At 67.6% G+C, this 25782-nt stretch carries 17 protein-coding genes, 1 tRNA gene and 1 pseudogene; 11 read left to right on the top strand and 8 right to left on the bottom strand.

Annotated features, from left to right (window positions below; translation table 11 throughout):
- Positions 1 to 375: 375 nt before the first annotated feature.
- Entirely contained in the window at positions 376 to 1083 is a 708-nt protein-coding gene (locus tag ACGFRB_RS19400) for a GPP34 family phosphoprotein (protein ID WP_363002834.1), read from the bottom strand.
- Between the two features lie 219 nt (positions 1084 to 1302).
- Between ACGFRB_RS19400 and ACGFRB_RS19395 the strand changes: the two genes are divergently transcribed.
- Positions 1303 to 3795 carry a D-alanyl-D-alanine carboxypeptidase gene (locus ACGFRB_RS19395; RefSeq protein ID WP_393244440.1) on the top strand — a complete coding sequence of 831 codons (2493 nt, stop codon included), beginning with the start codon at positions 1303 to 1305 and terminating at the stop codon, positions 3793 to 3795.
- Between the two features lie 136 nt (positions 3796 to 3931).
- Positions 3932 to 5893, top strand: a complete 1962-nt coding sequence (locus ACGFRB_RS19390; RefSeq protein WP_393244438.1) for an MFS transporter — start codon at positions 3932 to 3934, stop codon at positions 5891 to 5893.
- An 86-nt stretch (positions 5894 to 5979) separates the two neighbouring features.
- Here ACGFRB_RS19390 and ACGFRB_RS19385 read toward each other — a convergent pair whose 3' ends face one another.
- Positions 5980 to 7086: a winged helix DNA-binding domain-containing protein gene (locus ACGFRB_RS19385; RefSeq protein WP_393244436.1), complete on the bottom strand. Its 1107-nt coding sequence runs from the start codon at positions 7084 to 7086 to the stop codon at positions 5980 to 5982.
- A 274-nt stretch (positions 7087 to 7360) separates the two neighbouring features.
- Between ACGFRB_RS19385 and ACGFRB_RS19380 the strand changes: the two genes are divergently transcribed.
- Entirely contained in the window at positions 7361 to 8395 is a 1035-nt protein-coding gene (locus tag ACGFRB_RS19380; protein WP_393244434.1) for a DUF6215 domain-containing protein, read from the top strand.
- Between the two features lie 379 nt (positions 8396 to 8774).
- A complete protein-coding gene (locus ACGFRB_RS19375) occupies positions 8775 to 9074 on the top strand; it encodes a hypothetical protein (protein WP_393244432.1) in 300 nt (99 codons plus the stop codon).
- Between the two features lie 399 nt (positions 9075 to 9473).
- Here the strand turns inward: ACGFRB_RS19375 and ACGFRB_RS19370 are convergent, their stop codons facing one another.
- Positions 9474 to 12656, bottom strand: coding sequence for a hypothetical protein (locus tag ACGFRB_RS19370; RefSeq protein ID WP_393244430.1), 3183 nt, complete (start codon positions 12654 to 12656; stop codon positions 9474 to 9476).
- 21 nt (positions 12657 to 12677) lie between these two features.
- Positions 12678 to 14006 carry a transcriptional regulator gene (locus ACGFRB_RS19365; RefSeq protein WP_393244635.1) on the bottom strand — a complete coding sequence of 443 codons (1329 nt, stop codon included), beginning with the start codon at positions 14004 to 14006 and terminating at the stop codon, positions 12678 to 12680.
- A 428-nt stretch (positions 14007 to 14434) separates the two neighbouring features.
- Here ACGFRB_RS19365 and ACGFRB_RS19360 point away from each other — a divergent pair, with 428 nt between their 5' ends.
- The 7 genes and pseudogenes from ACGFRB_RS19360 to ACGFRB_RS19330 all read left to right on the top strand — a co-directional run.
- On the top strand, positions 14435 to 14638 hold the full coding sequence (locus ACGFRB_RS19360) for a hypothetical protein (RefSeq protein WP_393244428.1): 204 nt from the start codon (positions 14435 to 14437) through the stop codon (positions 14636 to 14638).
- A 103-nt stretch (positions 14639 to 14741) separates the two neighbouring features.
- The gene (locus ACGFRB_RS19355) at positions 14742 to 15863 is read left to right on the top strand and encodes a sugar-transfer associated ATP-grasp domain-containing protein (RefSeq protein ID WP_393244426.1); all 1122 of its coding nucleotides are present in this window, start codon (positions 14742 to 14744) and stop codon (positions 15861 to 15863) included.
- A 13-nt stretch (positions 15864 to 15876) separates the two neighbouring features.
- Positions 15877 to 16806, top strand: a complete 930-nt coding sequence (locus ACGFRB_RS19350) for a hypothetical protein (RefSeq protein ID WP_393244424.1) — start codon at positions 15877 to 15879, stop codon at positions 16804 to 16806.
- 51 nt (positions 16807 to 16857) lie between these two features.
- Positions 16858 to 18237, top strand: coding sequence for a cysteine--tRNA ligase (cysS, locus tag ACGFRB_RS19345; RefSeq protein WP_393244422.1), 1380 nt, complete (start codon positions 16858 to 16860; stop codon positions 18235 to 18237).
- Entirely contained in the window at positions 18234 to 18875 is a 642-nt protein-coding gene (locus ACGFRB_RS19340; RefSeq protein ID WP_393244420.1) for a 2OG-Fe(II) oxygenase, read from the top strand. The genes cysS and ACGFRB_RS19340 overlap by 4 nt, the downstream gene beginning before the upstream one ends.
- Positions 18856 to 20028, top strand: coding sequence for a serine hydrolase domain-containing protein (locus ACGFRB_RS19335; RefSeq protein WP_393244418.1), 1173 nt, complete (start codon positions 18856 to 18858; stop codon positions 20026 to 20028). Before ACGFRB_RS19340 ends, ACGFRB_RS19335 begins: the two co-directional genes overlap by 20 nt.
- A 585-nt stretch (positions 20029 to 20613) precedes the next feature.
- Positions 20614 to 21318: pseudogene (locus ACGFRB_RS19330) on the top strand (site-specific integrase); the annotation flags it as partial.
- Positions 21319 to 21362: 44 nt separating this feature from the next.
- Here the strand turns inward: ACGFRB_RS19330 and ACGFRB_RS19325 are convergent.
- From ACGFRB_RS19325 to ACGFRB_RS19310, 4 genes are all read right to left on the bottom strand, one after another.
- Positions 21363 to 21438, bottom strand: a tRNA-Arg gene (locus ACGFRB_RS19325).
- Positions 21439 to 21629: 191 nt separating this feature from the next.
- Positions 21630 to 22934: a hypothetical protein gene (locus ACGFRB_RS19320; protein WP_393244416.1), complete on the bottom strand. Its 1305-nt coding sequence runs from the start codon at positions 22932 to 22934 to the stop codon at positions 21630 to 21632.
- A gap of 196 nt (positions 22935 to 23130) precedes the next feature.
- A complete protein-coding gene (locus tag ACGFRB_RS19315) occupies positions 23131 to 23904 on the bottom strand; it encodes a hypothetical protein (protein ID WP_393244414.1) in 774 nt (257 codons plus the stop codon).
- Positions 23905 to 24302: 398 nt separating this feature from the next.
- A complete protein-coding gene (locus ACGFRB_RS19310; protein WP_383311114.1) occupies positions 24303 to 25346 on the bottom strand; it encodes a hypothetical protein in 1044 nt (347 codons plus the stop codon).
- Between the last annotated feature and the right edge of the window lie 436 nt (positions 25347 to 25782).

Raw genomic sequence — 25782 nt, 5'->3', positions numbered from 1 at the left:
CTGTGTGCGCTGGAAAACGGCGAGAGATGCGGTTACGGGACGGTCATGAGGACGACCGTCCCGCACACGCATGCGGCTCCCGGTGTGAGTGATCGGGATGGCGCCGGGTGGTGCGAGAACGTACGGGCCCTGCGCGGCCGTATGGCCGCGAGGGGCGTACGGCGTGCCGGATGTACGGCGTGCCGGGTGTACGAGACCGCGCGAGGCCGTACGGGGGTGTACGGGGTCGCGCGGGTCGTAACGGATCGCGCGAGGCCGCATGGGGTTCATGGGGTCCATGGGGTCGCGCGAGGTGGTGCGGGTGGTGCGTCGGGTGGTGCGAGCGTCGTGAGAGGAACCGGCGGACCCGGCGCGGGCCGGGTGCGCGCGGTCCCGTCACATGGCGGCGCGCGCCATGCTCCCGCGACGTGGCTGGGACGGCACGGCGCCGCCCGCGGTCGTACTCCGGCGCGGCTGCGCGCCCGCGCCGTTCTGCACGTCGAGGACGGCATGCGCCACGAGGCCGCCCATCGGGTCGTGCCGGATCAGGTCGCGCAGTCGCGACCGCGACGACCGTCCCTCGTTGCCGGGGTACAGATGCTTGCCGAGACCGACCGCGTGGGCCAGCGCGGCGAGCGCCGCGGTCCGCGGGTCCGGCGGGACGCCGGTGCGGATCGCGCTGTCCAGCCGGGCCCTGATCTCCCGGCTGATCGCCGTCTCCGTCGCCTGGTAGCGAGTCGTCGGCAGCACCCCGCACATCTGGCCCTCCACGGCATGGACCATGCCGCAGCGTTCCAGATGCGAAAGATACGTCTGGCGCAGCCCCAGCCGGGGCCCGCCGATCCAGTGCACGGCCCGTACCGGAGAGCCGCGTCTGCGCAGCAGCTCCAGTGCGGAGTCCAGCGTCGGATCTCCGGTCGGCCGTGGCATCACCACGGCGATACGATCCCCGTCAGGGGCTATCCGACCTGCCAGAGCCAGCTCCACTAGCTGTGCTCCGGCAAGGCCGAGGTCGAGCGACTGCGGCTGCGCTGTGGTACCCGTGGCCGGGTCCAGAGCGAGCAACAGAAGCTCCTCCGGAAGTGTTCTGCGGCTCCTGCCCATCCATGCCTCCCCGCGTGGATGAATGACAGGGTGACCCCTCTCACATTCATCTGTCGAGAGTGCCTGGGTGGTTCGTACGGGAACCTCTCGGTATGTCGTTCTCGTCTAGCACGGGGGCCAAGGGGTCACACAGGACACTGGTACATGGTTCGGACGTCCGGACGAGTCCGGGCGTTTTTTTGTTGGGCCGTTTACGGCATGCGGCATGGAGGAGGCACGGTGGCGGGCGAGTCCCCCGACAAGGCGGAGCAGGGCGAGAGCCAGGACCCGCGGCTGTCGGTCGTCGAGAACACCGAGGATCGCGGCGGCGAGGGCGCGGTCCACGTGACCCGCGTTGACCACGTGGACCAGGCGGAGGCGGACCGCGTCGATCGCGAAGACCGCGAGGACCGTGAGGACCGCGTCGACCGTGAGAACCGTGCTGATCACGCCGATCAGGACGAGGCCGATCACGCTGACCGCGTGGATCAGAAGACGGCGGTCTTCAGGGCCCCGACCCCGCGCACGGCTCCGGAGGACGAGCCGTCGGACCCCCGGGACCCCCGGGAGGCCGGGGAGGCCGGGGAGCGGCGCGAGGCGCCCGGGGCGACCGGGGTGACCGGCAAGGCCGGCAAGGCGTCTGAGGGGGCGTCGGGCGCTGCCGACGGGCCGGAGACGACCGTTGCCGCCGATGGTGCCGGTGCCGGTACCGACGCGCGTGGCGAGAACGCCGCGGAGCCCGCTGACGGCCCGTCGGAGCCCGTGGAGCCCGTGGGGCCCGGGAAGGCTCCCGAGGCCGCCAAGGCCGCCTCCGAGGGCGCCCGGAAGCCCACGTGGGCCGCCGAGACCGCCGTGCGGGCCGAGGCCGAGTCGAAGTCCGAGTCGGAGTCGGAGTCGGAGTCCGAGCCGACGGCGGAGCCCGCGCCGGGGCCGAAGCCGGAGGCCTCGGAGAAGCCCGGCACCGGTGAGTCCTGGTTCGCCGTGCGCAAGCCCGTACAGTCCGAGACCGCACCCGAGCCGGAGTCGCAGCCGGAGTCGAAGCCGGCTCCCGAGGCCGCCGCCGTGTCTGTGCCCGCGCCCGCGTCCGCCCCCGAGGCCGGGAATAAGCCCGCGCCCGCGGACGAGCCGGTCGACCACCCGACCACGGTCTTCAAGGCCATCAAGCCGCAGCCCGTCGACCAGCCGACGACCGCCCTGAAGCTGCCCCCGGCGTCCACCTTCCGCCCGCTCCAGGGCGACATCACCCAGGAGCAGCCGAAGCCGTCGCGGGAGCAACGGGAGCAACGGGAGCCGAAGGGTGCCAAGACGGTCCCGGCCCCGGCTCAGGCCAAGGCCCCGGCCTCCGTCCCGGCTCAGGCCGGCGCCGGCGACTTCACCGCCCCGGTCCCCGTACCGGCGTCGCTCGTCGAGCCCGAGCGGACCCGGCAGCAGCCGCTGCCGCCCCGCCCCCCGCTGGAGATACTCGCCGAACTCACCAACACCCCGCCGCCCCCGGACACGGCCCTGCGCACGACCGCGCGACGGGTGAAGATCTGGACCCCGCTGGTCCTGCTGCTCCTGATCGTCTTCGCGGTCGCACAGTTCGTCCGCCCGCTTCCGGCCCCCCGGATAGTGCTCTCCGCCGAGCCCTCGTACACCTTCGAGGGCGGCGAGCTGAAGCTGCCGTGGCCGGGCGAGGGCCAGGGCGCGGTCGAGGTCGAGGGCGTCGGCTCGATGGGGACGTACGGACCGCAGAAGCCGGCCCCGATCGCGAGCGTCGCCAAGACGATGACCGCGTACGTGATCCTGCGCGACCACCCCATCAAGGGGGACGGCGAGGGTCCGCGGATCAAGGTCGACAAGATCGCCGCCGAGCAGGCGAAGTCCCCGGACGAGTCGACGGCCCCGATCCAGGAGGGCCAGAGCTTCACCGAGAAGGAGCTGATCGAGCTCCTGATGATCCCGTCCGGCAACAACGTGGCGCGGCTGCTGGCCCGCTGGGACGCCGGTTCGGAGTCGGCCTTCATCGACAAGATGAACGCCGCCGCCAAGGACCTCGGCATGACCGGCTCGACGTACACGGACCCGTCCGGTCTGAAGTCGTCGACCGTGTCGACCCCGCTCGACCAGCTGAAGCTGGCGAAGGCGGTCATGCAGTACGAGGTGTTCCGCGAGGTCGTCGACATGCCGAACGTGACCGTCGACGGCATCCCGAACCGCATCGAGAACAACAACACGATCCTGCTGAAGCCGGGTGTCGCGGGCATCAAGACCGGTTCGTCGACGCCGGCCGGCGGCAACCTGCTGTGGGCGGCCTACACCGTCGTCGACGGCGAGAAGCGCCGGATCCTCGGCATAGTGATGGGCGCCCAGGACGCGCAGATCCTCGCGGACAAGCTGGACCTCGCCATCACCAACAGCTACACGGTGATCAAGGAGGCCCAGGACGTGGTCACCTCCGCCACCGTGGTGAAGAAGGGGCAGGTCCTCGGCTACGTGGACGACGGCTTCGACGGCCGTACGCCGGTCGTCGCGACCAAGGACATCAAGGCCGTCGGCTGGCCGGGCCTCAAGGTCGGCCTGAAGCTGGGCGCCGGCGACAAGGACCTGCCGCACGCCGGCAAGGCCGGTGACATCGTCGGCGTGGTCGCGGTCGGCACCGGCCCCGGCGCCGCCCCCGTCACCGCGCCGGTCGCGCTGCAGACGGACATGGCGCAGCCCGGCATCGGCAAGAAGCTGACCCGACTGGGCTGATCCGGCGGGCGCCCGGGGGATCCCCGGGCGCCCGCTGTTAGCGTTCCCGGGGGTACGGGTAGGCGGGGAAGGCCCCGCGGGGCAGCCGCAGAACATGAGAAGGCAGCACGAGAAGGCAGCACGGGAAAGGGCCGCAGTGACCACCGTCGAGCCGACACGCGCCGCCGAGGCCGCGTCCACGTCCGCGTCCACTTCCGGGTCTGGGGCCATTCCCGAGGCAGGGGCCGGGTCCGCTTCCGGGTCCGGGGCCGCGTCCGTGGGCGCTCCTCCGTCTGCCTCTTCCTCTCCCTCTTCTTCGCCTTCGCGAATAGATCTTCCGGTAGAGCTTCCGGCGCCGAGGCCGCCCGTCGAGCCCTCCCGCGCGGGCGCGCGCCGCGACTGGCGGCGCACCCGCCGCTACCCGGTCATCGTCGCGACGGCCGTGGCCGCCCTCACCCACCTCCTGTGGGTCCTCTTCCTCGCCAACAGCGGCGGGGACCTGGCGGCGCAGGACGCCTGGGCGGAGTTCGTCGGCCGGCACCCGGACTCGGCATACAACCTCGCCTGGTACGGCGGGATGCACCCCGTCTCGTACAGCGTGGTGTCCCCGTACCTCATGTCGGTGCTCGGCGTCCGCACGACGATGATGATCGCCGGGACGCTGTCCGCCGGACTGACCGCGCTGATCCTGGTGCGGGTACGGGCCGTACGCAATCCGCTGATGTGCGCGCTCGCCGGGGTGTTCGCCTTCCTCTGCAACGCGGTGTCGGGGCGGGTCACCTTCGGCCTCGGCATGATGTTCGCGCTCGGCGCGGTCGCGGCCGTCTTCTGCTGGCCGCACCGCTGGCGCCGGCGGCGCTGGGCGAAGGCCGCCGTCGCCGCGCCGCTCGCCGGTCTCGCGACCGCGTGCAGCCCGGTCGCGGGCCTGTTCCTGGGCGTGGTCGCGGCGGCGCTGTTCCTCAACAAGCGGCGCCCCGGCGCGTACGCCCTCGGCCTCGCGCCGGTCGTGGTGGTGGCGCTTTCGGCGTGGCTGTTCCCGTTCTCCGGCACTCAGCCGATGAGTCTGATGTCGACGGCGCTGCCGTTCCTCTTCGGTGTGCTGGTGCTCGTCCTGGTCCCGAAGGACTGGCGTACGGTGCGGGTGGCGGCGGCCGTGTACGCGGCCGGCACCCTGCTCACCTGGCTCGTCGACTCCCAGATCGGCACCAACGTCTCGCGCATGGCGATGCTGTTCGCGGGCGTGGTGCTGCTCGCCGCCCTGCCCTACCCGCGCCCGCGCTCGCTGCGCTGGTTCGCGCTCGTGCTGGCCTTCGTCGGCCTCAACGGCTGGATCGGTTTCAAGGCCGCCGACGACGTCGTCCGCACCGCCCCGGACGCCTCCTGGGCGCGCGAACTGGCCCCGCTGGTCAACCAGCTCCAGGTGCGCGGCGCCCAGCAGTCCCGCGTCGAGGTCGTCCCGGCCTCCAGCCACCGCGAGTCCTCGGCCCTCCTCCCGTACATCAACCTGGCCCGCGGCTGGAACCGGCAGGCCGACCTCGAACGCAACCCGCTCTTCTACGACGACACCCTCAACGCGGCGAATTACCACGAGTGGCTCGACCGCTGGGCCGTCCACTACGTCGTCCTGCCGACCGGCGCCCCGGACTCGGGCGGACAGCGGGAGACCGAACTCGTCGAGAGCGGACTGCCCTACCTCAAGCAGGTCTGGTCGGACGCCAACTGGCGCCTGTACGAGGTCGCCGACCCCGCCCCGCTCGCCGACCCGCCCGCCCGCGTCCAGAGCGCCGAGGCCAACGAGGTCGTCCTCCGCGTCGACGCCCCGGGCCGCGTCCGGATCCGCGTCCCCTACTCCCCCTGGCTCGCCCTCCTCGACGAACACGGCGCCCGCATCGAGGCACCGGAGGAGACCGAAGCGTCGAAGCGCGCGCGGAAGACGGCGGTGGGCGAGGAGCCGCCGAAGCAGTACGCCAATGTCTCGGGCTGCCTGCTGCGCGTGGAAGCGGACGCCGAGGGCGACGAGTGGACGGAACTGCTGGCGCCGAAGGCGGGGGTGTACCGGCTGGGGTCGCCGTACGCGCTGTTCACGCGGGGGACGGCTTGTCCGGAGGAGCTGCGCTGAGGGGTGCGAGGCCGGCCTGAGCCGTCGGCCCCTGACAACCGTACCCATCCGTCCAGGCCCCGCCCCCCCGGCTCCCCATGGCTTCGTCAGTCGAACCGGACATCCCGCGCCGTGGCCGAGGCCGCCGCGAAGGACAGCAGTCGCTCGCCCTCCGCCGCGAGTGCGTCCCGGTCCCGGGCCCGGAGCCGCTGGAACGGCTCCAGGATCAGGGTCGCGGTCGTGCGGTGCTGCTCGATCCGCCACAGGCCGCTGACGAACCCGTCGACGAGGAACGTCGACCTGATCAGACCGTTGCGGGTGAAGACGCGCTTGCGATGCTCCTCCGTGATGATGCGGGAGCGGTCGGCATGGGACAGCAGGATGTTGTCGAACTCGGGCAGGAACCGCACCGGGACGGGGGTGTCCGGGTCGGGCAGTGGGGCGTCCGCGAGGTCGATCAACTCCTGTCCGTTCTCGTCGCGGAAGCCGCGCAGCCGGGGCCGCAGCCGGGCGACGGCGTCGGCGAGCCGGGTCATGCCGGACCAGGCCTGGATGTCCTTGACGGTGGCCGGGCCGAACGCGGCCAGATAGCGCTCGACCAGGGTGTCCGGCGTGGTGTCGGCGGCGAGCGGCCGGCCGAGCCAGGACTCGGCGGTCGTGTGCACGGCCTGGCCGCTCTCGCCCCACAGTCCCCGAGGGGGCACTTGGACGAGCGGCACCAGATTGCGTACGGCGTTGGCGAGGGCGAACGGGTCGCGGTCCGGCCACCGTTCGGCGAGCCGGGCCCCGAGCCCGCCGAGCGTCAACGGTTCCCCTTCCACCAATTCGCGCCCGTATGTCACCACTTGAGCTGGGTCCAGGCCTTCCAGCTTGCGGCCGAAGGCTCCCTTGAGGCTCCGCTCCAGGGAGCCTTGGAGTACCGGTCGCAGGGCCAGGCAGTCGTCGGCCGTGACCAGATGGATCGTTCCGCGCATCAGGACGAGCCGGACCGCCTCGCGGGCGGTGATCAGGTCGGCCAGGTCGTCGGTGCGGAAGCCGGCGAGCCGGGTCCACAGTCCGATGTAGGGCGGGTTGGGTGCCTGGGACTGCATGCCGACCAGGTGGCCGAGTGCCTGTGAGGTGGACAACTCGGCTCGTGTGGTCAGTAGTTGCCGGGCCAGCAGGCTCCGGTTGAGCGTTCTGCGGTCGAGTACGCCCGGGTTTCCTGCTGCCATGTGCGCGTTCCTTCCTCGTACCGACTCTCGCGGCGACTCCTGCCGACACCGGCGGCGGACATCTTGTGAGCGCGGGGGGCCATGCGGCCGATGAACTCTGCTCCGTAACAGACGGTATATACCGGTGATCGCGTGCCGGAGCGGTGGGAGAGCCGAATCGAGCTGCCCGGATCCGGGCCCGGCGCCCGGCATCCCGTCCCGCCAAACGCCGCCCGTGAACGGAAGTACGGCCTCCACCATGGTGTTCGGGGACCAGTTCTGGTGAGATCGCCGAATGCTTGGATTCCTTGTCCGTCGCCTGCCGTTCTGGGTCCGCGAGCCGCTGCTCATCGTGGTCGGCTCCGCCTTCGGCGTACGCATCATGTATCTCGCCGTGAGCGAGCGCAGTTGGAAGGGCGCGGGTATCGGCGCGCTGGTCCTCGTGTTCACCGCCGTCCGCGTGTACACCGTGGTCAAGGCGGTGCGGGCACTCCGGAACCCGGAACCAGCGGCCCTTGCGGCCAAGGCGGCGGCGGGCACCGCCGCCCCCCAGCCCGTGCCCCTGGCTCAGCCCGCCGTGTCCCAGTCCCTGGCCGGGGCGGACCAGCGTCCCACTCCGCCCGCTCCGGAAAAGGAACCCGGCATGTGGGGCCAAGTGGTCGCGGCCCTGGTCGTGTGCGGGGCGCTCGCGGGCGCCCTGTGGGTGGTGCCCCATGTGATGGCGGCCGACGACAACACCCCTCGGCCCGTCTCGTGCACGGCGGCGTCACACGAGGAACTGCCCAAGCCCTACGAGAAGACGCCCCACCCGGTGACCGGCGAGGAGCTGTGCGAGGCGCTCTACCGGCCCGACCTGGCCCGGATCCTCGGCACGCCCGGTGAGACCGCGACCGGCGCCTCCGGCCTCAACAACACCGCACCCCTCACCGAGGGGAAGATCGCCCGGCCCGAGGCCCAGGTCACGTTCCCCACGTACACCGTGAACGTCTCGGCCACGTACAACAAGCTGTCGACCCACACGTACGTGGAGCTGATGACGTACGGGAGCGAGCAGGCCGTGAAGAAACTGAAGGTCGCCGGCCGGCCCGCCGTCCTCTTCTCGGATCACACCATGAAGCTGCGGATCAGTCTCGGCAGCTCCGGATCCAGCGGACCGGTCGAGCAGGGCCCCCTGGCCAGGACGCTCTCGGTGGCCCTCGCCCCCGAGGACCACGGCGGCTACTACGAGATCACCGTGTGGAGCGAGTCCGGAGCCCTCCCGGACGACGGTGCCCTGATCGCCATCGCCGAGAAGGTCATTCCGAAGGCCGGCGGACACACCGACCACTGAGACGGCCCCGGCCCCGCGCGCCGGAAAGCCCGGACCCGGGGCCTCCGGCGGGCGCCCGCGCCGATACCGGCCGAGAACGGCGAAGGGCCACCTACGAAAAATCGTAGGTGGCCTTTTCCACTGTGCCCCCGGCAGGATTCGAACCTGCGACACCCGCTTCAGGAGTGGGATCGAATCCGTGCCGGGCGGTTCCAGACTGTGCCGCGCGGTGCTGTTCCGCCTGATCAGCGCGGTGCGGTACGGGGCTTGATCCCGCGTGTGATGCTGGATGCTGGCCCGTCCGCTCACGCATTGCGCACGCAGGCGGACTATCCACCGGCTGGTCTCTTCTCGCTGCTGAGGAGGGGTGGAGATTGCTTTGATGAGGTGGTCACGGCTCATGGTGGATCGCCCACCGACCAGAGTGCTCGAAGAGCCCGTGATCGATCTCGGCTACAGCCGATCCAGTCGGCAGCCCTGCCGGGCCGATCGCAAGCGCTGGGTGCTGGAGGACATCCCGGGAGCCGTTCTCTGGGAGATCGAGACCCTCGCCGTAGAAGACGCCCAGCGGAACGCGGACGAGGAACGGGCGAAGGCCGAGCGCGAGGTTTGCTGGCAGGCGGCCATGAAGAAGGCGAAGGAGTTGGCCTCAACGCCCTGGAGCGCCGACTGGAAGAGACGGCCGTGGAAGATGAGGTAGCGGTGGCCTCGGCACGCGCCGATGCGCGCAGAGCCTCGGACCCGTTGACCCGCCTACCCGCCACGCCCCCGCGCGAACCGAAGCACGAGGAGCTGCCGTCCTACCTGAAGCGCTGGAGCCCACGCGGCCCCGAAGCACACCGCGGCTGGGGCGCTCGCTGAAGAGAGCGTCACCCGCGCAAAGAACTTGAGAGCCGAGCGCGTGCCGATCTCACTTCTCTTGTGAGCTGGCACGGGACGGAGATCTTCAGGCTCACACCTCTGCGATGGCGTCCTCGACGGAGAGGTCCGGCTTGACCTCTCCACCCAGCAACTCGGCAATCGCCTCGAACTCGAAAAGAGCGGCCCGCCCCGGTGGCCAGCTTCCGAGGGTTCAGGAAGACGGGCCAACGCCAGCAAATCAATCACCGCTTGATTCATCGCCAAGATGAAAGCTTTGCGCGACATCGAATTGCATGGTAATCACGTTCAGAAAGTGCAGATCAAATTGCGTTTCAGGATGATCAGGGCCGAACCTGCGCAAATCCTCTTCATAGGCTTCCTTTGCGACGGAAAGAGCTTCCTTCCAGCGACCCTCCAGAGAGAAGGTCGAAGAGAGATTGATTAGAGCAGATGCAAGCTGAGCCCTTTCAGGCCCGACCGTCGCCCGAAGAACCTTGACCGCAGCCAGTAGGTCGACCTCGGCATCTTGAATGCGTATTTCCCCAACGGCTGCCTGATGCAATCGGCATCTACCCCTGGTCGCCAGGAGCGATGCATACATCGAGCTCTGCACGCCAAACTGTGATGACAGCAAAGGATCGAGGCTCTCCAAGATTTGCATGGCGCGCCCCAAATCACCTCGCTCAATTGCCGCGTCTGCCGCGCCGATCTGTACGTCAAAATAGAATCGATCACGTCGCGAAGGGTCACCCGCGGCTTGAGCCTCAGATACTCTGTCGAGGTATTCAGTCTGCCAGTCAACGGATCCTTGCAAGCGAGCCAGCATTGCCGCATCGGAATGGATGGCTGTAATGAGATCAGCGGGAAGAGAATCCGTCAGGTGATTCAAGCGGGAAATGCACCAAGCGTTGATCTCTTCAGCTTCCTCCAGTCGGTTAGTTAGGTCTAGCAAGCGAAATCGGACATGAGCGGCGAGGAGAGATCCAACGGGGTGCTCTTCACTTGAATCAACCAGTGAAGGAAGATTTGGAAGCTTGCGGATTGCGCTATCCGCAATATCTCGACGCCCTAATCTCACGGCGGCATTTCCCAAAGCAAGGTAGGCCCTGTCGGTGGAGTCCTGCTCGGCATGCAGCTCGGTCAACTCGACATTGCCTTCAATGAGGGCCAGCCCTCTATCGGCGTCACCCGATTGAATGTGGGCCAGCCCCAGAGATTCTCTCGCCGCGAAAAGGAGACTGAGAGGAGCCAAGCCCTGATGAAACAGGTCCTCCGCGACCCTGAGGACTTGGTCACCAATGCGCACGGCATTCTCTTGATCCCCCAAGGCGCATAGCCGGTCAACGAGACTTTTGGCGACCGCCATGACGGCGGGACCATGCATTTGGGCCTGAAATGCTTCGTCGACGATTCCGATGACATGCGCAATGTGCGGATCGAGAAGCTCTGGAGACTCTCCCCCTCTCTCTACGAGCTGTGAGGCGAAGAGTCCGAAGGCTGTTTCAACCCATGTTTCGGATCCCTGAGAGGCCTCGGCTGCGAACAGCCTAATCAGGGGATGAACTCGTAAGGTTCCGCGCTCAACACTCACTAGGGAGAATGCGGACAGGCAAGCTATTGCGTCATCTCGCTGCATCTCGTCAAAGAGGGATACGCGCGTGTTCCAGCCCTCATCATCCTGAGTCCAACCGGCCCAGGAGATCTCAGTACGGGTACGCTTCCTCAGGAATCGCCGTTCCTCCTTACTCGCCACCACCGGCCCCACGACAAATGGACGCACAGGCTCGATGTCAAAAACATCAAGGCGTAGTGGCTCAGCTCCGATATGAGCGAGCAGGGTGAGCAATCGGCGCGAGAGCGGGTTCCGAACCTCTGCTTCAGCTAGGGCCAACTGGATCGCACTTGCCACAGTAGTCGGATGGCCACCGGCTTCGCCGCGATCAAGCATCTGCGCAGATGCCTTGCGGAATCGATCCAAGTACTGCGGGATTGTCAACCCGACCGTCGAACAGTAATTCACGGCCTGATTTACTGCCAAAGGATGGTTTCCGAGATGGTCGGCCAAATCGGCCACATGAACATCCAGCGCGTCCGGTAGCACCTTCACAATGAAGCTGTGCGTCTCCTCAGAAGACCATGGTGGCAAATTTATGTAGTGGTGAGATTCGTCGATATGGCTAGCTGTTGTAGTGATCAGAACGCGACACAATGACTGACGCGGCAAAAGGTTGCGAACTGTCGATGGGTCCGTAACCCCATCGATAATGACCAATGTTGCCGAGTTCTCCGGGAAGGTGACGGCTCTCCCGGGAGAGATGCTCGTGATCGCTTTCTGTCCAGTAAGCTCCTCAAGGCCAAGCAGGAGACCGGCTCGAGTGGTCCCATCGATCACCTCGACCCTGAGGTTTCCCGAGTGCAGGGCGGCAAACTGGCCGGCCAAGCTAGTCTTACCTGCACCTGCCATTCCAGATATCACGACGGGAGAAACAGGGTCAGGGCTGCCTGGCGCCAACCAGCGCTCCAGTTCCGCTAGATACGCGGCACGGCCAACAAATAGTGGATCAGGCTCCCATCCGGGATGTCGGGATTCCGGAATCGTGCGCGCCTCATTCTTGTCCGCATTCTGCAATAGTAGACGCCGCACCTCCTCCGTTGACAGATACTTCTTCCTCTGACTGGTTAGCGATTCAAGCTGCACGCTCGCGCGAATGGTCGCAGCAATGCTCGAAGATCGCTCCTGCCTCGATAGGGGTCTATCTGTACTGGCTTCAGCAATCCTCCCGACCAGAACCTCGTAGCAGGATTCTGCGTGAATCGGAGACCTACCTGCAGCCTTCAGGAAGTCTGCAGTCCTCCTCACCCCTACGTCGGTTATCTCATTTCGTCGAGGGAGCGGGTGTGCAGGGAAATTGAGGCACTCAAAGAACTCCTCCGCCTCTGCAAGGGATATCTTCAGGCGCTTGTGCAGCTGCGCCACCGCCGCGTCTTTAGCTGGGGCATCTTTATGGATCTTTGCCTGCCGGAGGGCATTGGCGGGTCCGCCAAACCCTGCATTGCTGTGAAAGGCAACAGTGCATTCCTTGCCGGCGGCCTTCCATGCTGAGTAGAGATCACTCAACACGCGATCCTTGTCCAGCGCAGACCATGTCCAGGCTGGATCGCCCTTATGGTGTGGCTCGCGATGTTTGATCGAGACAAGTTCGGCCGGGCCCTCTCGAGGCAGCAGGATCACATCGGTGGAGTACTCGACCAAGACGCCCCGCAGGTCACCGCCGAAGTGTTCCAGCAGGGTCAGCGCTACGCACTCATCTTGATATTCAAACCGAGCGCGTGTCTCAGGGCCCGTATTTCTTTGATCGCGCGGCAGCGCCTGAGTAGCCTCGAGATACGGATCGTTCTCGCCACTGGCAGAGGTGGCCATAGAGTGATGCCTTCCGAGTCGTCAGACAGCAGTGGGGAGAGCCTGTAGGCGGTCGCGGAATTCCCGAACGGCTAGCACCTTTGAGTGCGGTTCGAGGTAGTTGCTGAACTTCGTTAGCCGGACGTGTGCCCGGTCGGAGCGGACGCGGTTCTCCAGCAGTTCCAGGCCGAGGTTAGCGGCGTCCAGGGCCCCGTCCAGGTCCCGGGCGGCCAAGCGTGCCGTGGCGAGGCGGCCGGAACGTACGGCCCGGTCGCGCGGGACCGCCTGTTCGACGGCTACTGCGAGGGCGCTGGTTGCTCGCTCGGGGAAGCCGGAGCGGAGCATGATCTTGCCTTCGGTGGATTTGAGCTGGGCCTCTCCGTACCAGCCAAGCCAGTCGGGGCGGTCGCCTTCGCGGTGGGTTCCCCACAGTTCGTAAGCACGGTTGAGCGACTTGCCGGCCGCTTCGTGCTGGGTGTCTCGGGAGAGGGCTTCGGCCTGGTGGAGGTAGAGGTACGAGGCCGCCGCCGGCGGGAGGGCCGAGGGGGCGTTGCCGATGGCGGTGTCGATGAGCTTCACGCGTGCGGCCGTGTCGCCGGAGTCGGAGATGTGGACACCCATCTCTGCCAGGATGAAGGCGCCGAAGCCGTCGTCCTTCGCGCTGTGAGCGCTGCGGAGGGCGCCGACGTAGTAGCGCTGGCCGAGGGACCGGAGGCCCTTGTCGTAGGCCATCCATCCGGCGAGGTAGGAGACGCGGGTGGCCGTGGCGTAGAGGCGGTGTTCGACGACGTCGGTGTAACGGCCGTGGTCCAGGAGGCTGGTGATCAGTGCGAGGTCGCTGGTGGCCTGGTCCAGGAGGCGGGCGCCCCCCATCTGGTCATCAAGCGTGCGGAGGGTGTCCACGCGCGCTTCGATGGTGGTCACCATCGCGTCGGTGACGCGGTCGCCGTCGATTGCCGAGGCGAATGCCTCTGGTGCGGCTGCCCAGTTGGCCGCGACACCTGTCAGCGCGGCCCCGGTGATGGACAGGAAGCCCCGACGATCCATGTGGCCGCTCCTGACCAGATCAGCGAATACCTTCACGGTGCTGGCCGGAGTCCACGGGGCCGCCAGGGCCGTCGACTCCCAGGCTGGCAGCCATCGGGGCCAGGGAACCGAGCGAACGTGGTCCTCGGGGACGCCTAGCAGGTCGGCGAGCACCCTTTGCGCGTCCGTGTCAGGCACCTGCCCCTGCTCCCACTTCCAGACCGTCGTCCGGTTGGTGGCCAGCGGTGTGCCCAACTCGGCCCCGCGTTCATGCATACGCCGGGCTAACTCGGCTTTACCCCAGCCCTTGCCTTCTCGCACATAGGTCAGCGGGTGCAGCGCCATCAGGTCAGACATCCCCACCCTCCCCTCAGGTCGGTAGTCAGGAGGCTACTCCTCGTGCATGGGGAAACGGGGTTTCTCTCGCTGGAGGAACCCCCTGGAAACGTTCCGGGCTCGTGGTCCACGGCCGTTCACTGGGCCTCACGCCGTTCGGAGCCGAGCACCCGGGTTAACCGGCTCCCCCGCCCCGCTCCGGACGGCTCCCAGGACCGCAGCCCGTCATCGACGTCCCTCGCGTGGGTGACGGGCTGCACACCCCAGGAGGTCTTGATGAGCCAGCCCCTGTCCGTTCGTGCGCCCGGTGCCAGCGGACGACAGCACACGGTTCCCGAGCCGCCGGCTGGTCCGAGCCCGGCCCTCCGCGCCCGCGCCGAGTCCGGATGGGAGAGATTCCTCCGCCGCGGAGCGAGCGACTGCGAGGAGTCCGAGCAGTGAATCCGGTCGACGCCGATGGCCGGGAGGACCATCCCCTCCTTCACCGTCTGGTCCGCGACATTGCGAGCCGGGGCGAAGGGGAACTGACGGAAGTCGTCCACGAGAGGCATGGCGGCCGGCTCATCCGCATCGCCCACATCCAGCCCGCGAACGGCATCGCCTGGTCGACGGCTGCCGACAACATCGGGCCCGCCCGATGAGGCAACGCCTCGCTGTCGTCGCCTACGTGATCTTCGTCAGTGCGCTCGTCGTCACGTTGGCCATCGCCGGAACCCCGAACTACTGAAAAACGGGAGGAGCACCATGAGACGCACCGCGAACCGCGGTTTCAACCACCGCCAGGCCGTGACCGAGGAGTGGTTCCGCACCCGGGTTCTTCCCCGCGTGTCCGGCGCGCGGTTTCTCCCGTACCAGGTGCGGCAGCTGCGGAGCGAGCACCTTCCCGCGATGCTGAGTCACGAGGACCGGAAGAGCATGGCCCGTATCGCCGGGGACCTGGTGAAGGTCTCCGCGCGGTGGCGCTGCCTGCCGTTCCACTACTTCCGCTACGGCGGATACCGGCGCGAGGTCTCCGCCGAGAGGGCCTGCTCGTACCTGCCGGAGAGCGTCCTGTTCCACCGGCTCCTTCCCCGCGTGAACCGGGACGCCATCGACCTGGACGACAAGACGTCCTGCAAGAGGATCCTCGCCTCGGCCGACATCCCGCAGCCCGCGCTGCTCGCGAGCGGTGACCATCGTGCCGGTGTGACGTCAGCTGGTGAGGCGGTGCCGCTCACGGAGGTCCTCGACCACGCTTCGGGTCACGGCCGCGTGGTGGTGAAGCCTTCCCGCTACTCCAGCGGTGGATCCGGCGTCGTGATCGTGCGCCCTGGCGAGGACGACTTCGACCTCCCGGCCTACGCGCAGCGGTGGGGCACGTGGCTGGTGGAGCAGCACGTGCCGCAGCATCCCGACTTGGACGTGCTGAACCCGTACGCGCTCAACACGTTCCGCGTGATCACCCTGCTGCGGGAAAGCGGCGCCGAGGTCCTGTACGTGATGTTGAAGCTCGGCGGCGCCGAGAGCACCACGGACAACTCGGCCGCAGGCGGCATGCAGATCCGAGTCCACCCCGACGGACGACTCGACCGCCACGGCTACGACCGGCACCTGAACGCCCACACCCGCCACGCGGTCGGCTCGGTGCCGTTCGCCGACCACCGGATCTCCCGCATGACGGAGGTCCGAGAGCTGGCCGAGCGCTGTGCCCGCCTGTTCCCGCAGGTGCCCTTCATCGGCTGGGACATCGCCCTCACGCCCGGCGGCCCCGTGGTCATCGAGGGCAACAGCAGCCCTTCCCTCGCACACATCCAGCGCACCCATGGCGGCGTCGCACCGGTGCTCGTTCCCGCGCTCCGCGCCGTGATGGATCGCCCGATCATCTGACCAAGGAGTTCCCGTGGAAAACCTGAGAATGCAGGCCCGCGCCGCGGCCGGAGGTCTGCTCGACACGCTCAAGACGATGCCCGAGGTCCAGGCGCTCTACGTCCTGTCCTCCTCGGCGGTCGCGCCCCGCAACGTCACCCGGTTCAGTACCGACTCCGACTTCGACATGGCCGTCATCCTCGACGTCCCGATCAAGGAGGACGAGTGGAGGTCTCGGCCGGCGGACACGTACGCCCTGGTCCGCGACTGGCTCCCCGCCTGGATCCCGGAGTTCAGCTTCCACCTGCCGGTCCCCTGGGGACGTATGGAGGTCAACGTCCACCAGCTCCTCTTCCAGTACGAAGCCGACCCGCGCACGGTGTGGAACAGCGACAAGTGCGACGCGTACGGGAACAAGGGCGAGCCGCTGTTCGACCGTGAGGAAGCCTTCGGGGCGCTTATCTCCCACAAGACGCGCCAGCAGCTCCAGCGCCTGGAGGGCGAGACCTACCGGCTGCACAACCGGATCACCTGGGACGTGCGCGAGATCCCGCTGCGCATGGCGCGGCGGGTCGGAGTGCCCACGGGCCACTTCGTCCTCTCGGGCGCGCTGGACGAGGTCGTGGACTGGATGTACGCACGATCGGGCCAGCTGCTGCCGAACATGAAGTGGAAGCTGTACTCCCTCGGCGCACTCGGCCTGATCAGCAGCGAGCAGGAGAACCTGCTGATCGAGGCCCAGCAGTGCGACCCACTGTCGATGGTCGACCTGGAGCGGCGGTGCGAGGCCCTGAGTGAGTTCTGCGGCGTGGTCGGGATGGACCTCAGCCCCGGGGCGATCAGGGCCGTGCGGAAGGCGTACCAGCGAGCCAACCACCACCTTCTCGGAGGCGAGGCGTCGATCTTCGCCACCCTGCCGTCCCCTCGATTCGTCCCCTTCGGCGAGCGCGGCGGTTCCAGTTAGACGCTTATGTCCGGGCGTCAGTACGCTGCGTGATCCGCTTACACAGGAGGCATGATGTCGATCAAGGTCCACAACACGCTGACCGGCCAGACCGAGGAGTTCCGCCCCGAGCGGGAGGCCGAGGTGCGGATGTTCGTGTGCGGACCCACCGTGTACGGCCCCAGCCACGTCGGGCACGCGAAGACGTACACACAGTTCGACTTCATCGCCCGGTACCTGGAGGCGAGCGGGTACAAGGTCACGTACCTCCAGAACATCACCGACGTGGACGACAAGATCATCCGGCGGTCGGCGGAGGAGGGCATCCCGACGGAGGAGATCGCGGCCCTCTTCGAGAAGCAGTACCTGGAGGACATGGCCGCGCTGGGGAACACCCGCGTCGACGTCCACGCGCGAGCCCACGACCACATCGACGAAATCGTGGACCAGATCAAGCGGCTGATCGAGCGCGGCCACGCCTACCAGCTCGATGACGGCTGGTACTTCGACCTGGCCTCGTTCCCCGCGTACGGCAAGCTCTCCGGCCGTACCGACCTGCGGCCCGAGGACTCGGTGTCGCGGATCGACGACAACTCGAAGAAGCGCAACCCCGGCGACTTCGCCCTGTGGAAGGGCCGCAAGGACGGCGAGCCGTTCTGGGGGACCGAGTTGGGTCCGGGCCGGCCGGGCTGGCACATCGAGGACACCGCGATCACGGAGACCTTCTTCGGGCCCTCCTACGACCTGCACGGCGGTGCCGTCGACCTGATCTTCCCGCACCACGAAGCCGAGGTCGCTCAGATGGAAGCCGCCTCGGGCATCGAGCCCCTGGCCCGCTACTGGATGCACACCGGTCTGCTGCGGGTCGACGGCGAGAAGATGTCGAAGAGCACCGGCAACTTCCTCACCATCCGCGACGCCCTCGCCCGGACGGACTTCCGCACCCTGCGGCACGCCTTCCTGTCTCAGCACTACCGCTCCTCCATGGAGCTGAGTGACTCCACGCTGGAGCAGGCCCGAGGGGCACGCCGCCGGATCGAGAACTTCGCCCGGACCATCGACCCCGCGCACGCCGACAGCCCGGCGAACGCCGCACGCGCGACGGACGCTTGGAAGGAAATGCGTGAGCGCCTGGACGACGACTTCGACACCCCCGGTGCCCTCGCCGTCCTGTTCCAGTACATCCGCGAGCAGAACCGCATGGAGGAACCGGCCGGCCCGGCCGCCCTGCGGCTGATCGAGGGCGTGAACAACCTCTTCGGCACCTTCGACATCCCCGGCTCCGCCCAGAGCGACGCCGCCGTCGACGAACTCGTGAAGGAACGCGACCGGCTCCGCGCGGCGAAGAAGTTCGCCGAGGCCGACGCGATCCGCGAACAGCTCACCCAGCAGGGCGTCGTCCTTGAGGACTCGCCCGAAGGCACCCGTTGGTGGAAGGAGACCACCTCATGACCTGGAAGAGCCGCTTACCGCTCGTCGTAGAGAGCGCCATCCCCCTCAGTCTCTGCGGAGCGCTGATGGACCACGTGAAGAACCAGACCGCCCGCCCGCGCACCTACCAGGGCGTCATCGACGAAACACTGCGCAAGAGCGAGTACGTCGAGGTCCCGACGCACCTGGAGGAGGCGGTCATCTCCCACTGCGCCGCCCACGTCCGCAGTCACTTCGAGATCACCCCGACCCGTATACCCACCCAGCCGGCGGTCGTCTACCGCTACGGCCCCGGTGTCGGCTTCATCGCTCACCACGACGAGGTCACCGACATCGAGCGCGAGCGGGCCCGGACCAACGGCCAGCCCGTCGTCGGCGGCGACCTCACCCTCGTGGTCTGGCTCAACACGCCGGACTCCTACGGCGGCGGCGAGCTGTTCTTCGTGAGCCCCACCCAGGAGATCAAGCCTCCCTGCGGCACCCTGGTCGCCACCCGCCACCCGCGACCACATCCACGGCGTACGGCCGATCACGAGGGGCGAACGCGTGACCCTTGTCGTACGCGTCGACGCCGAACGCCTCTGAGCACAGGCCAGTTCCCCTGTCAGCAAGGGCAGCACGGCTGCCAGGATGAACGGCATGACGACGATCAACGGTGAGGTAGCCCCCGGATTCGAACCGGTCCGCGAGGCGTTCGCAGCGAACTTCACCCAGCACGGGGACATCGGCGCGGCCGTGTGCGTCTACTGGCACGGCCGGCCGGTGGTCGACCTGTGGGGTGGCGTCGCCGACCCCGAGACCGGCCGCCCGTGGACGCGGGAAACCTTGCAGTTGGTCTACTCGGCTACCAAGGGAGCCACCGCGACCGCGGCGCACATACTGGTCGAGCGCGGCATGCTCGACCTCGATGCCCCGGTGGCGAAGTACTGGCCGGAGTTCGCGGCGAACGGCAAGGCGGACATCCCCGTCCGCTGGCTGCTGTCCCACCGGGCTGGCCTGGTCGCCCTGGACGAACCGCTCCCGCTGCCCCAGGCGCTGGCCTGGGACCCCATGGCAGCAGCGCTGGCGGCCCAGCGCCCGCTGTGGGCTCCAGGCACTGCGCACGGGTACCACGGTCGCACCTGGGGCTGGCTGGTCGGCGAGGTGATCCGCCGAGTCTCTGGCCGCTCACCAGGCCGCTTCTTCGCCGACGAGATCGCGGGCCCTCTCGGACTGGACTTCTACATCGGCCTGCCGACGAGCGAACGTGATCGAGTCAGCCGCATGGTGTACCGGCGACCGGCCGTAGACCTCACGACCGTACCCGCCGAGGCCGTTCCCGAGGAGCTTCGCGAACAGGTCGCCGCCTGGCGAGACCCGAACTCGTTCAGCAACCGGGCGTACGCGGTTACGGATCCGGCCGCGATCGACTTCGACTCTCCCGAGGTGCAGGCCGCCGAGCTCCCGTCCTCCAACGGAATCGGCACCGCGCAAGCACTCGCCCGCATGTACGCCGCGCTGATCGGGGAGGTGGACGGCGTGCGTCTGCTCGCCCCGGAGACCTTGACGTCCGCGACCGAGGAGCAGGCCAGCGGTAAGGATCAGGTGCTGGTGTTCCCGAGCCGATTCGGTGTGGGCTACATGCTTCCGACGGACGACAACCCCATGACCGGTCCGAAAGCCTTCGGCCATACCGGACGTGGTGGCTCACTCGCGTTCGCAGATCCCGAACACGGCATTGCCTTCGGCTACGTGATGAACCACATCATCAGCGGCTCCGGCGACCCACGTGCGGATGCGCTGGCCGAAGCCGTTCGGATGTCGTTGGAGTGAGGGAAGGCCGAGATCACGGTGTGGCTGTCGTCCCGGATCGCGCGTTGGCCAGGCCCCGTGCGACTCAAGGCCGATTCCGTCGGTTACGCCACCAGCGGCGGATGCGAGCGGCCGGTCCGCGCCACGCGTCGAGAAGCTCGTCTAGCTCGCGGCCGAGCTTTGCGCCGAAGCCGAGGGTCAAACTGAGCAGCCCGAATGCAGTGAGGATCCCGAGGGTGACCTTGTCCAACGTCCAAACCTTTCAACAAGGCCGGACGGAACATGTGCGCGCTCAGTCCGGCCACCAACAGGTGACGAACTGAGATCGCGCCGGTGCAGCGACTCAGGGTGGTGCTCCCGGGTGCAGGCCGGGGGAATGTGTTCCTCGGTTCGGGTCAGGCAGGCATGCGGTTGCTCTCCGCAAAAGAGGTATGAAAATCCTGAAATGCCACCGGACACTCCAGGGGGCCCAACTTAGGCCCCCACCCTCTGGCGCCCTTTCGAGGCACCCACTGCCGCCGGGCTGCCGCCCAGCAGGCAAGACTTTAGCGCCGATGGGCTTCCCACGTATCCGATTCACACCACTGGGCGAGAGAGCCGTGCCAGTTCCTCGACCACGCGGCGGACGATCGCCTGTACGCACTGTTCCACCTCATCGCCTTCCGCGGGCTCCGGCGCGGAGAGGCGTGCGGACAGAAGTGGACCGATACCCACCTCGACGCCGGCCTGCTCACCGTCGCCAAGCAGCTCGTCGTCGACGGCTGGGAGGTCTACGAGGACGACCCCAAGACCGACGCGGGCGCGCGCACCATCGCCCTGGACGCGGACACGGTCGAGGTCCTGCGCCGGCATCGCGCTCGGCAGGACGAGGAGCGTGAGAAGTGGGGGACCGCCTGGGCGGAGACCGGCCGCGTCTTCACCCGCGAGAACGGGGAACTGCTCCACCCCGCCAACGTCACCCGCCGCTTCATCGAACTGTACGAGGAAATCGGCCTACCGCCGGTCCGGCTCCACGACCTGCGCCACGGGGCGGCGACCCTCGCCCACGCGGCCGGTGCCGACCTGAAGGACATCCAGGAGATGCTCGGCCACTCCTCGATCACCATCACGGCGGACACGTACACGAGCCTCCTCCCCGAAGCTGATCTTGCGATCGCCGAGGCTGCGGCCCGCCTCGTCCCGCGTGCGCGCGCCCCTCGCGACGTGCCGGATGGTGCTGATCTTTTGGGGGCCATTTCGGGGGCTGCCGCCCCGTCCGCTCACGCAGCGCTCACGCAAACGGCCCCGGACGAGACGTCCGAGGCCGAGTGAGACCCCTTCCTGGGGGATAAACCCCAGGTCAGAGCGGTACTACATGGTGCCCCCGGCAGGATTCGAACCTGCGACACCCGCTTTAGGAGAGCGGTGCTCTATCCCCTGAGCTACGAAGGCGGGGATCTGTAGGAAAATGTGTAGGAAATTGCGACGGAAGTCGCGATCCAGGACACATCGGTCCACTGATCCAGCGGTGCGCCAGCGGACTGGCGCGCCGCCGTCAGTGTAGCGGGTGGGGGTGCACAGGCGAGGGGGTTACCCGCCCGGCGCTGGATGGACGGCTGACCGGCCGCCGGTCAGCCAGCGAGTCACCTGCGTGGCTCCCCCACGGTGCCGAGGGCGATGGAGTTGATCATCCAGGCGAAGCCGAGGTAGATGAGCAGGGCTCCGGGGGCGCCGTAGGCTGGCAGGCGCTTGTCCCAGTGGGAGTAGTCGAGGGTGCAGTTGGTGGACTCGCTGTCCTGGCGGAATCCTTTGAGTCGGTCCCCGAGGTCGGTGTTCGGCGGGATCTGGCGGAGGTGCTCGCAGCGGTTGAACTTCGGTCGCTTGGTTCTGGGGTCGAGTGCCCTGTCCTCCTTCGTCTCGTAGACGGGGATCAGCTCGATGTGCGGTCCGTTCCTGCAGGGGATTTCGACTGCGTGGTAGAAGCGGTAGCTGTTCACTCCGGGGCGTACCGGGAGCTCTCGGACGGGGAGCGGCATGTAGATGGTCTGCCCGTCGACGGAGATGTGGCGTTCGCATGACCGCCCGGCTGCCGCGTAGACGTCGTGGATGCAGTGGTCATAGCGGTACTTGTTCAGTGGCCTGGGGCTGATTCCGTCATGCTGGGGCGTGTAGACGACGATTCCGCGGGTGACGAGCCTGGCCCGGTGGGTTCCGCGCCAAGCGGTGTCGAACACGGCGGCGATGACGCCTGGCGCGCGGTCGAGGATCTCGTGGGCGAGGCGCAGGGCCGTGCTCGCCTCCTCCTCCCTGTCTGGGTCCTCTTCCGGGGACAGGTGGCGGGCACCGTCGGCGTTCAGGATGATCCGGCTGTGAGCTCTCTCCGGCAGCCGTACGGAGAAGGAGACGATCTTCTTTCCGTAGACGGCCCTGTCGCCACCCTCGATCTGGATTCCGGCGTCTGGATCGACTCTGGGCCGCCGCATCTCGCCGGTTTTCTCGTCGCGGGTGAACTCCTCGGTCTGGTCCGAAGGGGGTCTGACGACGGTGGCGTCGCCGTTGATCACCTGGCTACGGCTCGGGCGCAACCAGCAGCCGCGGGATCTCGCCTCCGACAGGTAGCCGAGAGCGATCGCCTGCTGGATCCAGGCGTCCCGGGAAGCTTCACGGAGCTGAGGGAGGGCGTCGAGCATTTTGTGCCGGTACTGCAGCCAGTGATGGCGCTGAGGGCCGGTTTCGGGGAGGGCGTCGGCCTCCTCGTCGCCCAGGCATCGGCGTACTCCTTCGCGGACGATCTCCCAGATCGTCTTGTGCTGGAGGTTTGCTTCGGTGGAGCGGGCCGTGTTGAAGACGGAGATGGCACAGACGTAGATGAGGAAGACGTAGGGCGGATAGTGGGGGGTGCGTCCGCGTGTCCCCGGCTCCTTTCGGGGGAGGACTGCGATGGCCACCTCGTACAGGGCAGGGTTGGCGACGACGAGCTCCAGCCGTTCGATCTCTGGGATGTTCCGCGCTTCGGGACCCTTGGGTTCGGGGCGAAGCCGGCCGGGCTGAAGATGTCCCGAGGTGTGGGGCCGAGGATCCAGTCGGGCTTCTTCTTGGCCTTGGCGGCCTTCTTGAGTTTGCTCGGGGCTCTGGTGGACGTGCTCACGTGTCGGCCTCCTCTGTGGAGGGTCGCCACTGGTAACCGGCCAGCCGAGCTGCCCCATCCAGGGAGGACAGGCCGAAGCGGAGAGCGACGTCGGCGATCTGACCGGTCTGCTCGAGGGTCTTCGCGGCGAGCCAGCTGGAGACGTCTCGCGGGGCCGCCGAGCGTCCCTCAGCCGCGATGCCACTACTGCGGACGATCTCACCGAAGGCGGTGCATACGCTGGCCTGGCGCCGGTAGGCGGGTGAGGCGGCGATGGTGGCGAGGGTTGCGGAGCTGTTCGCGCTTGAGTGCTTGACGATGCAGTCGGCGCGTAGGCGCAAGACTCTGATGCTCCAGTCGTCGTCGAGCGGGCAGTAGCGGGCTGTGGTGTGAGTGGTGCCGCAGGCCCAGACCCGGGCGTGCGGGAGATCGAGATCGCTGACGGAGGTGTAGCCGATCTCGCCGGTGTGCAGGCCGGAGAGCAGCAGGCCGAGGACGGTGGCGTGCCGAGTCTGGGGCATGCCGCGTTCGGCGTGGAACCGTAGCGCTTCGATGTCGCAGTCGGAGAGCGCGCCGGCAGGCCGGGGCGCGGACCGCGGGATCGGTGGAAGGTCGAGCAACGGGGCTTCCGTCGTCAGGCCGAGGTGCCGGGCCTCCGCGAACAGGGCGTCGACACCCGACTTGCGGACCCGGCGCGTGCTGTCGGCGGGTGTCGTGATCAGTCGCCCTTGCCGGTCGTGTCCTGGCGCGTCCATGAAAGTCTGAGCGACGACGTCCGTGATGTCGTCCAACCGAGTGATGCTCAGGGCTGTGGTGAATCGCAGCAGGCGCTCGCCGACCTTGATGTAGGACTCGGCGGTCTGGGCGCTCAGGCGCCCCTGCCGGACCGCCGTGTCCCCACTCGCGTACGACGCGTAGGAAGGCTGAGCGGAGAGTGATCCTAGCCATGGATACCTACCGCTCGCTCGCCGGAGTACCGCTGGGCAGCGGTCATGATCACTGGATTCGACGAAACGTGTGGGGTGTGCGGCTCAGCCGCGCTACGGTGACTGGTGGCTCTCGCCTTGTGTGAGGGCACGCCAAAGCCTCCTCTCTCGTGGGCTGTTTGCCCGCGGGGAAGTGGTGGGTTTTCGGTGGGGGTCCGGAGGCGCCGAACCGGCCAAGGAGAGAGCGCCTCCGGACCCAGCTCTCAGTTGTTCATGGACTCCTTTCGCAGCGGCGCGGCGGAACCCAGCTGCTGGATCAGCCGATGGGTGTCGAGCCATTCGCCACGGTCCATCGCCGCGATGGCTGCCAGTGGCCACAACGGAACGAGGAGTTCGGCCTTCAGAGGAGCCTCGCTGGTCTGTGCGCGAGCGCTCACCGCAGACAGCACAGTGACCAGACCGGTCACGTGGTCATGCAGGGCGGCGGCCTCGTCGGGATTCATGTGCCACGCCTCGCCCATGCCGAGGTGTGCCGACAGCAGCTTCTCGACGTCCACGTCGGGGCCAAGGCGGGGGTCGGATTCGCCTTCTCTTCGGGGGCCGGGGACGGTCGGCTCGTCCTTGTCCGAACGGCGCGGGGTGTCGGCGCTGGGGCCTGGGGAGAATGAGGGTCCGGTATCGTCGGCCGGCTCGTCTGCCTGAGGCTTTCCGGTGGTGGAGCGTTGCCCCGGACCCGTCTGCGCGGTGGGTACCCCGGGCGCTGCGGCGCTGTCATAGGCAGGAGCTACTTGCTCGTACCACCGGACGAGGCCGTCAGGCTCCTCGATGAGAAAGCCTGTCGTGACCATCAGGTCGAGCAGTCGGTCGACTGCCTTCTCGTGACCACGCGTTCGCACTTGTCGGAGGAACTTCAGCCTGAGGGCGACCCGGGGTGCGGATCCCTGCTCGAGACGCTCTCGTGCGGATCGTACGAACCACCGCTTCTGCCAGGCGGTGCGGAGGGCACTCAGTCCCTCTGCCCGACCGCTTGCCCAGGCGTGGGCGATCTCCTGAGCGCTCGGTGACGATTGGTAGATGCCCCGGGCGGAGATCTTCTCGACCAGACCACAGTCGGCCAAGAACTTCATGGAGATCCCGATCCGCCACGGACCGATGTCAGTTGCCTCATCCAGCGCGCTGACGTGGAACTGCTCGGTGAACCTCCCTGCTATGGGGATCAGGTCGCAGTACGTCGACGCAGGCACGCGAGGGTGAGGCAGCGGTTTCGCCGGCTCGGCCTGTGCCGAGTGCTGACCTTTGCTGGCCAAGGCGTCCTCCAGGGGCCGTGCGAGAGTTGGCGCGTGCGCAGCGTAGAACACGGTCGTCGCCTGGCGCAGGCGAACTATGGATCTTGTTGCCAAGTAACACGGCTGCCAGCGGCTGGAGTTGAGCTGCGCTGGCATGTCAGCGGATTCGCTCGCCAGGTGACGCCTCTTGCGACGTCGTCATGGGGCAGCTCGGCGATGCTGTAGGAGGTGAGGCGTGACGCTAATAACTTGATCCACGCCAGCGCTGGCGGTGGGTTTTGCGTGTCATCTGCGCTGCGTGTGGATAGGCCGCGCGAGACGGCCGCCCCAAGCGTGAGATGCAGCTCGGTCGCTCGTGAAAGATCACTAGAGATTCCTTTCCGGACCCGCTCCTCCAAGGGTGCTATATCAGTAGCATGGGTGAGGTGGGTCCGCATTCCGAGCGCCCTTCCGTCAC

Origin of the sequence: Streptomyces sp. NPDC048718 (assembly GCF_043198875.1) — a bacterium.
Taxonomy (GTDB): Bacteria; Actinomycetota; Actinomycetes; order Streptomycetales; family Streptomycetaceae; genus Streptomyces.
This window is presented reverse-complemented; position numbering and strand designations above follow the sequence as displayed.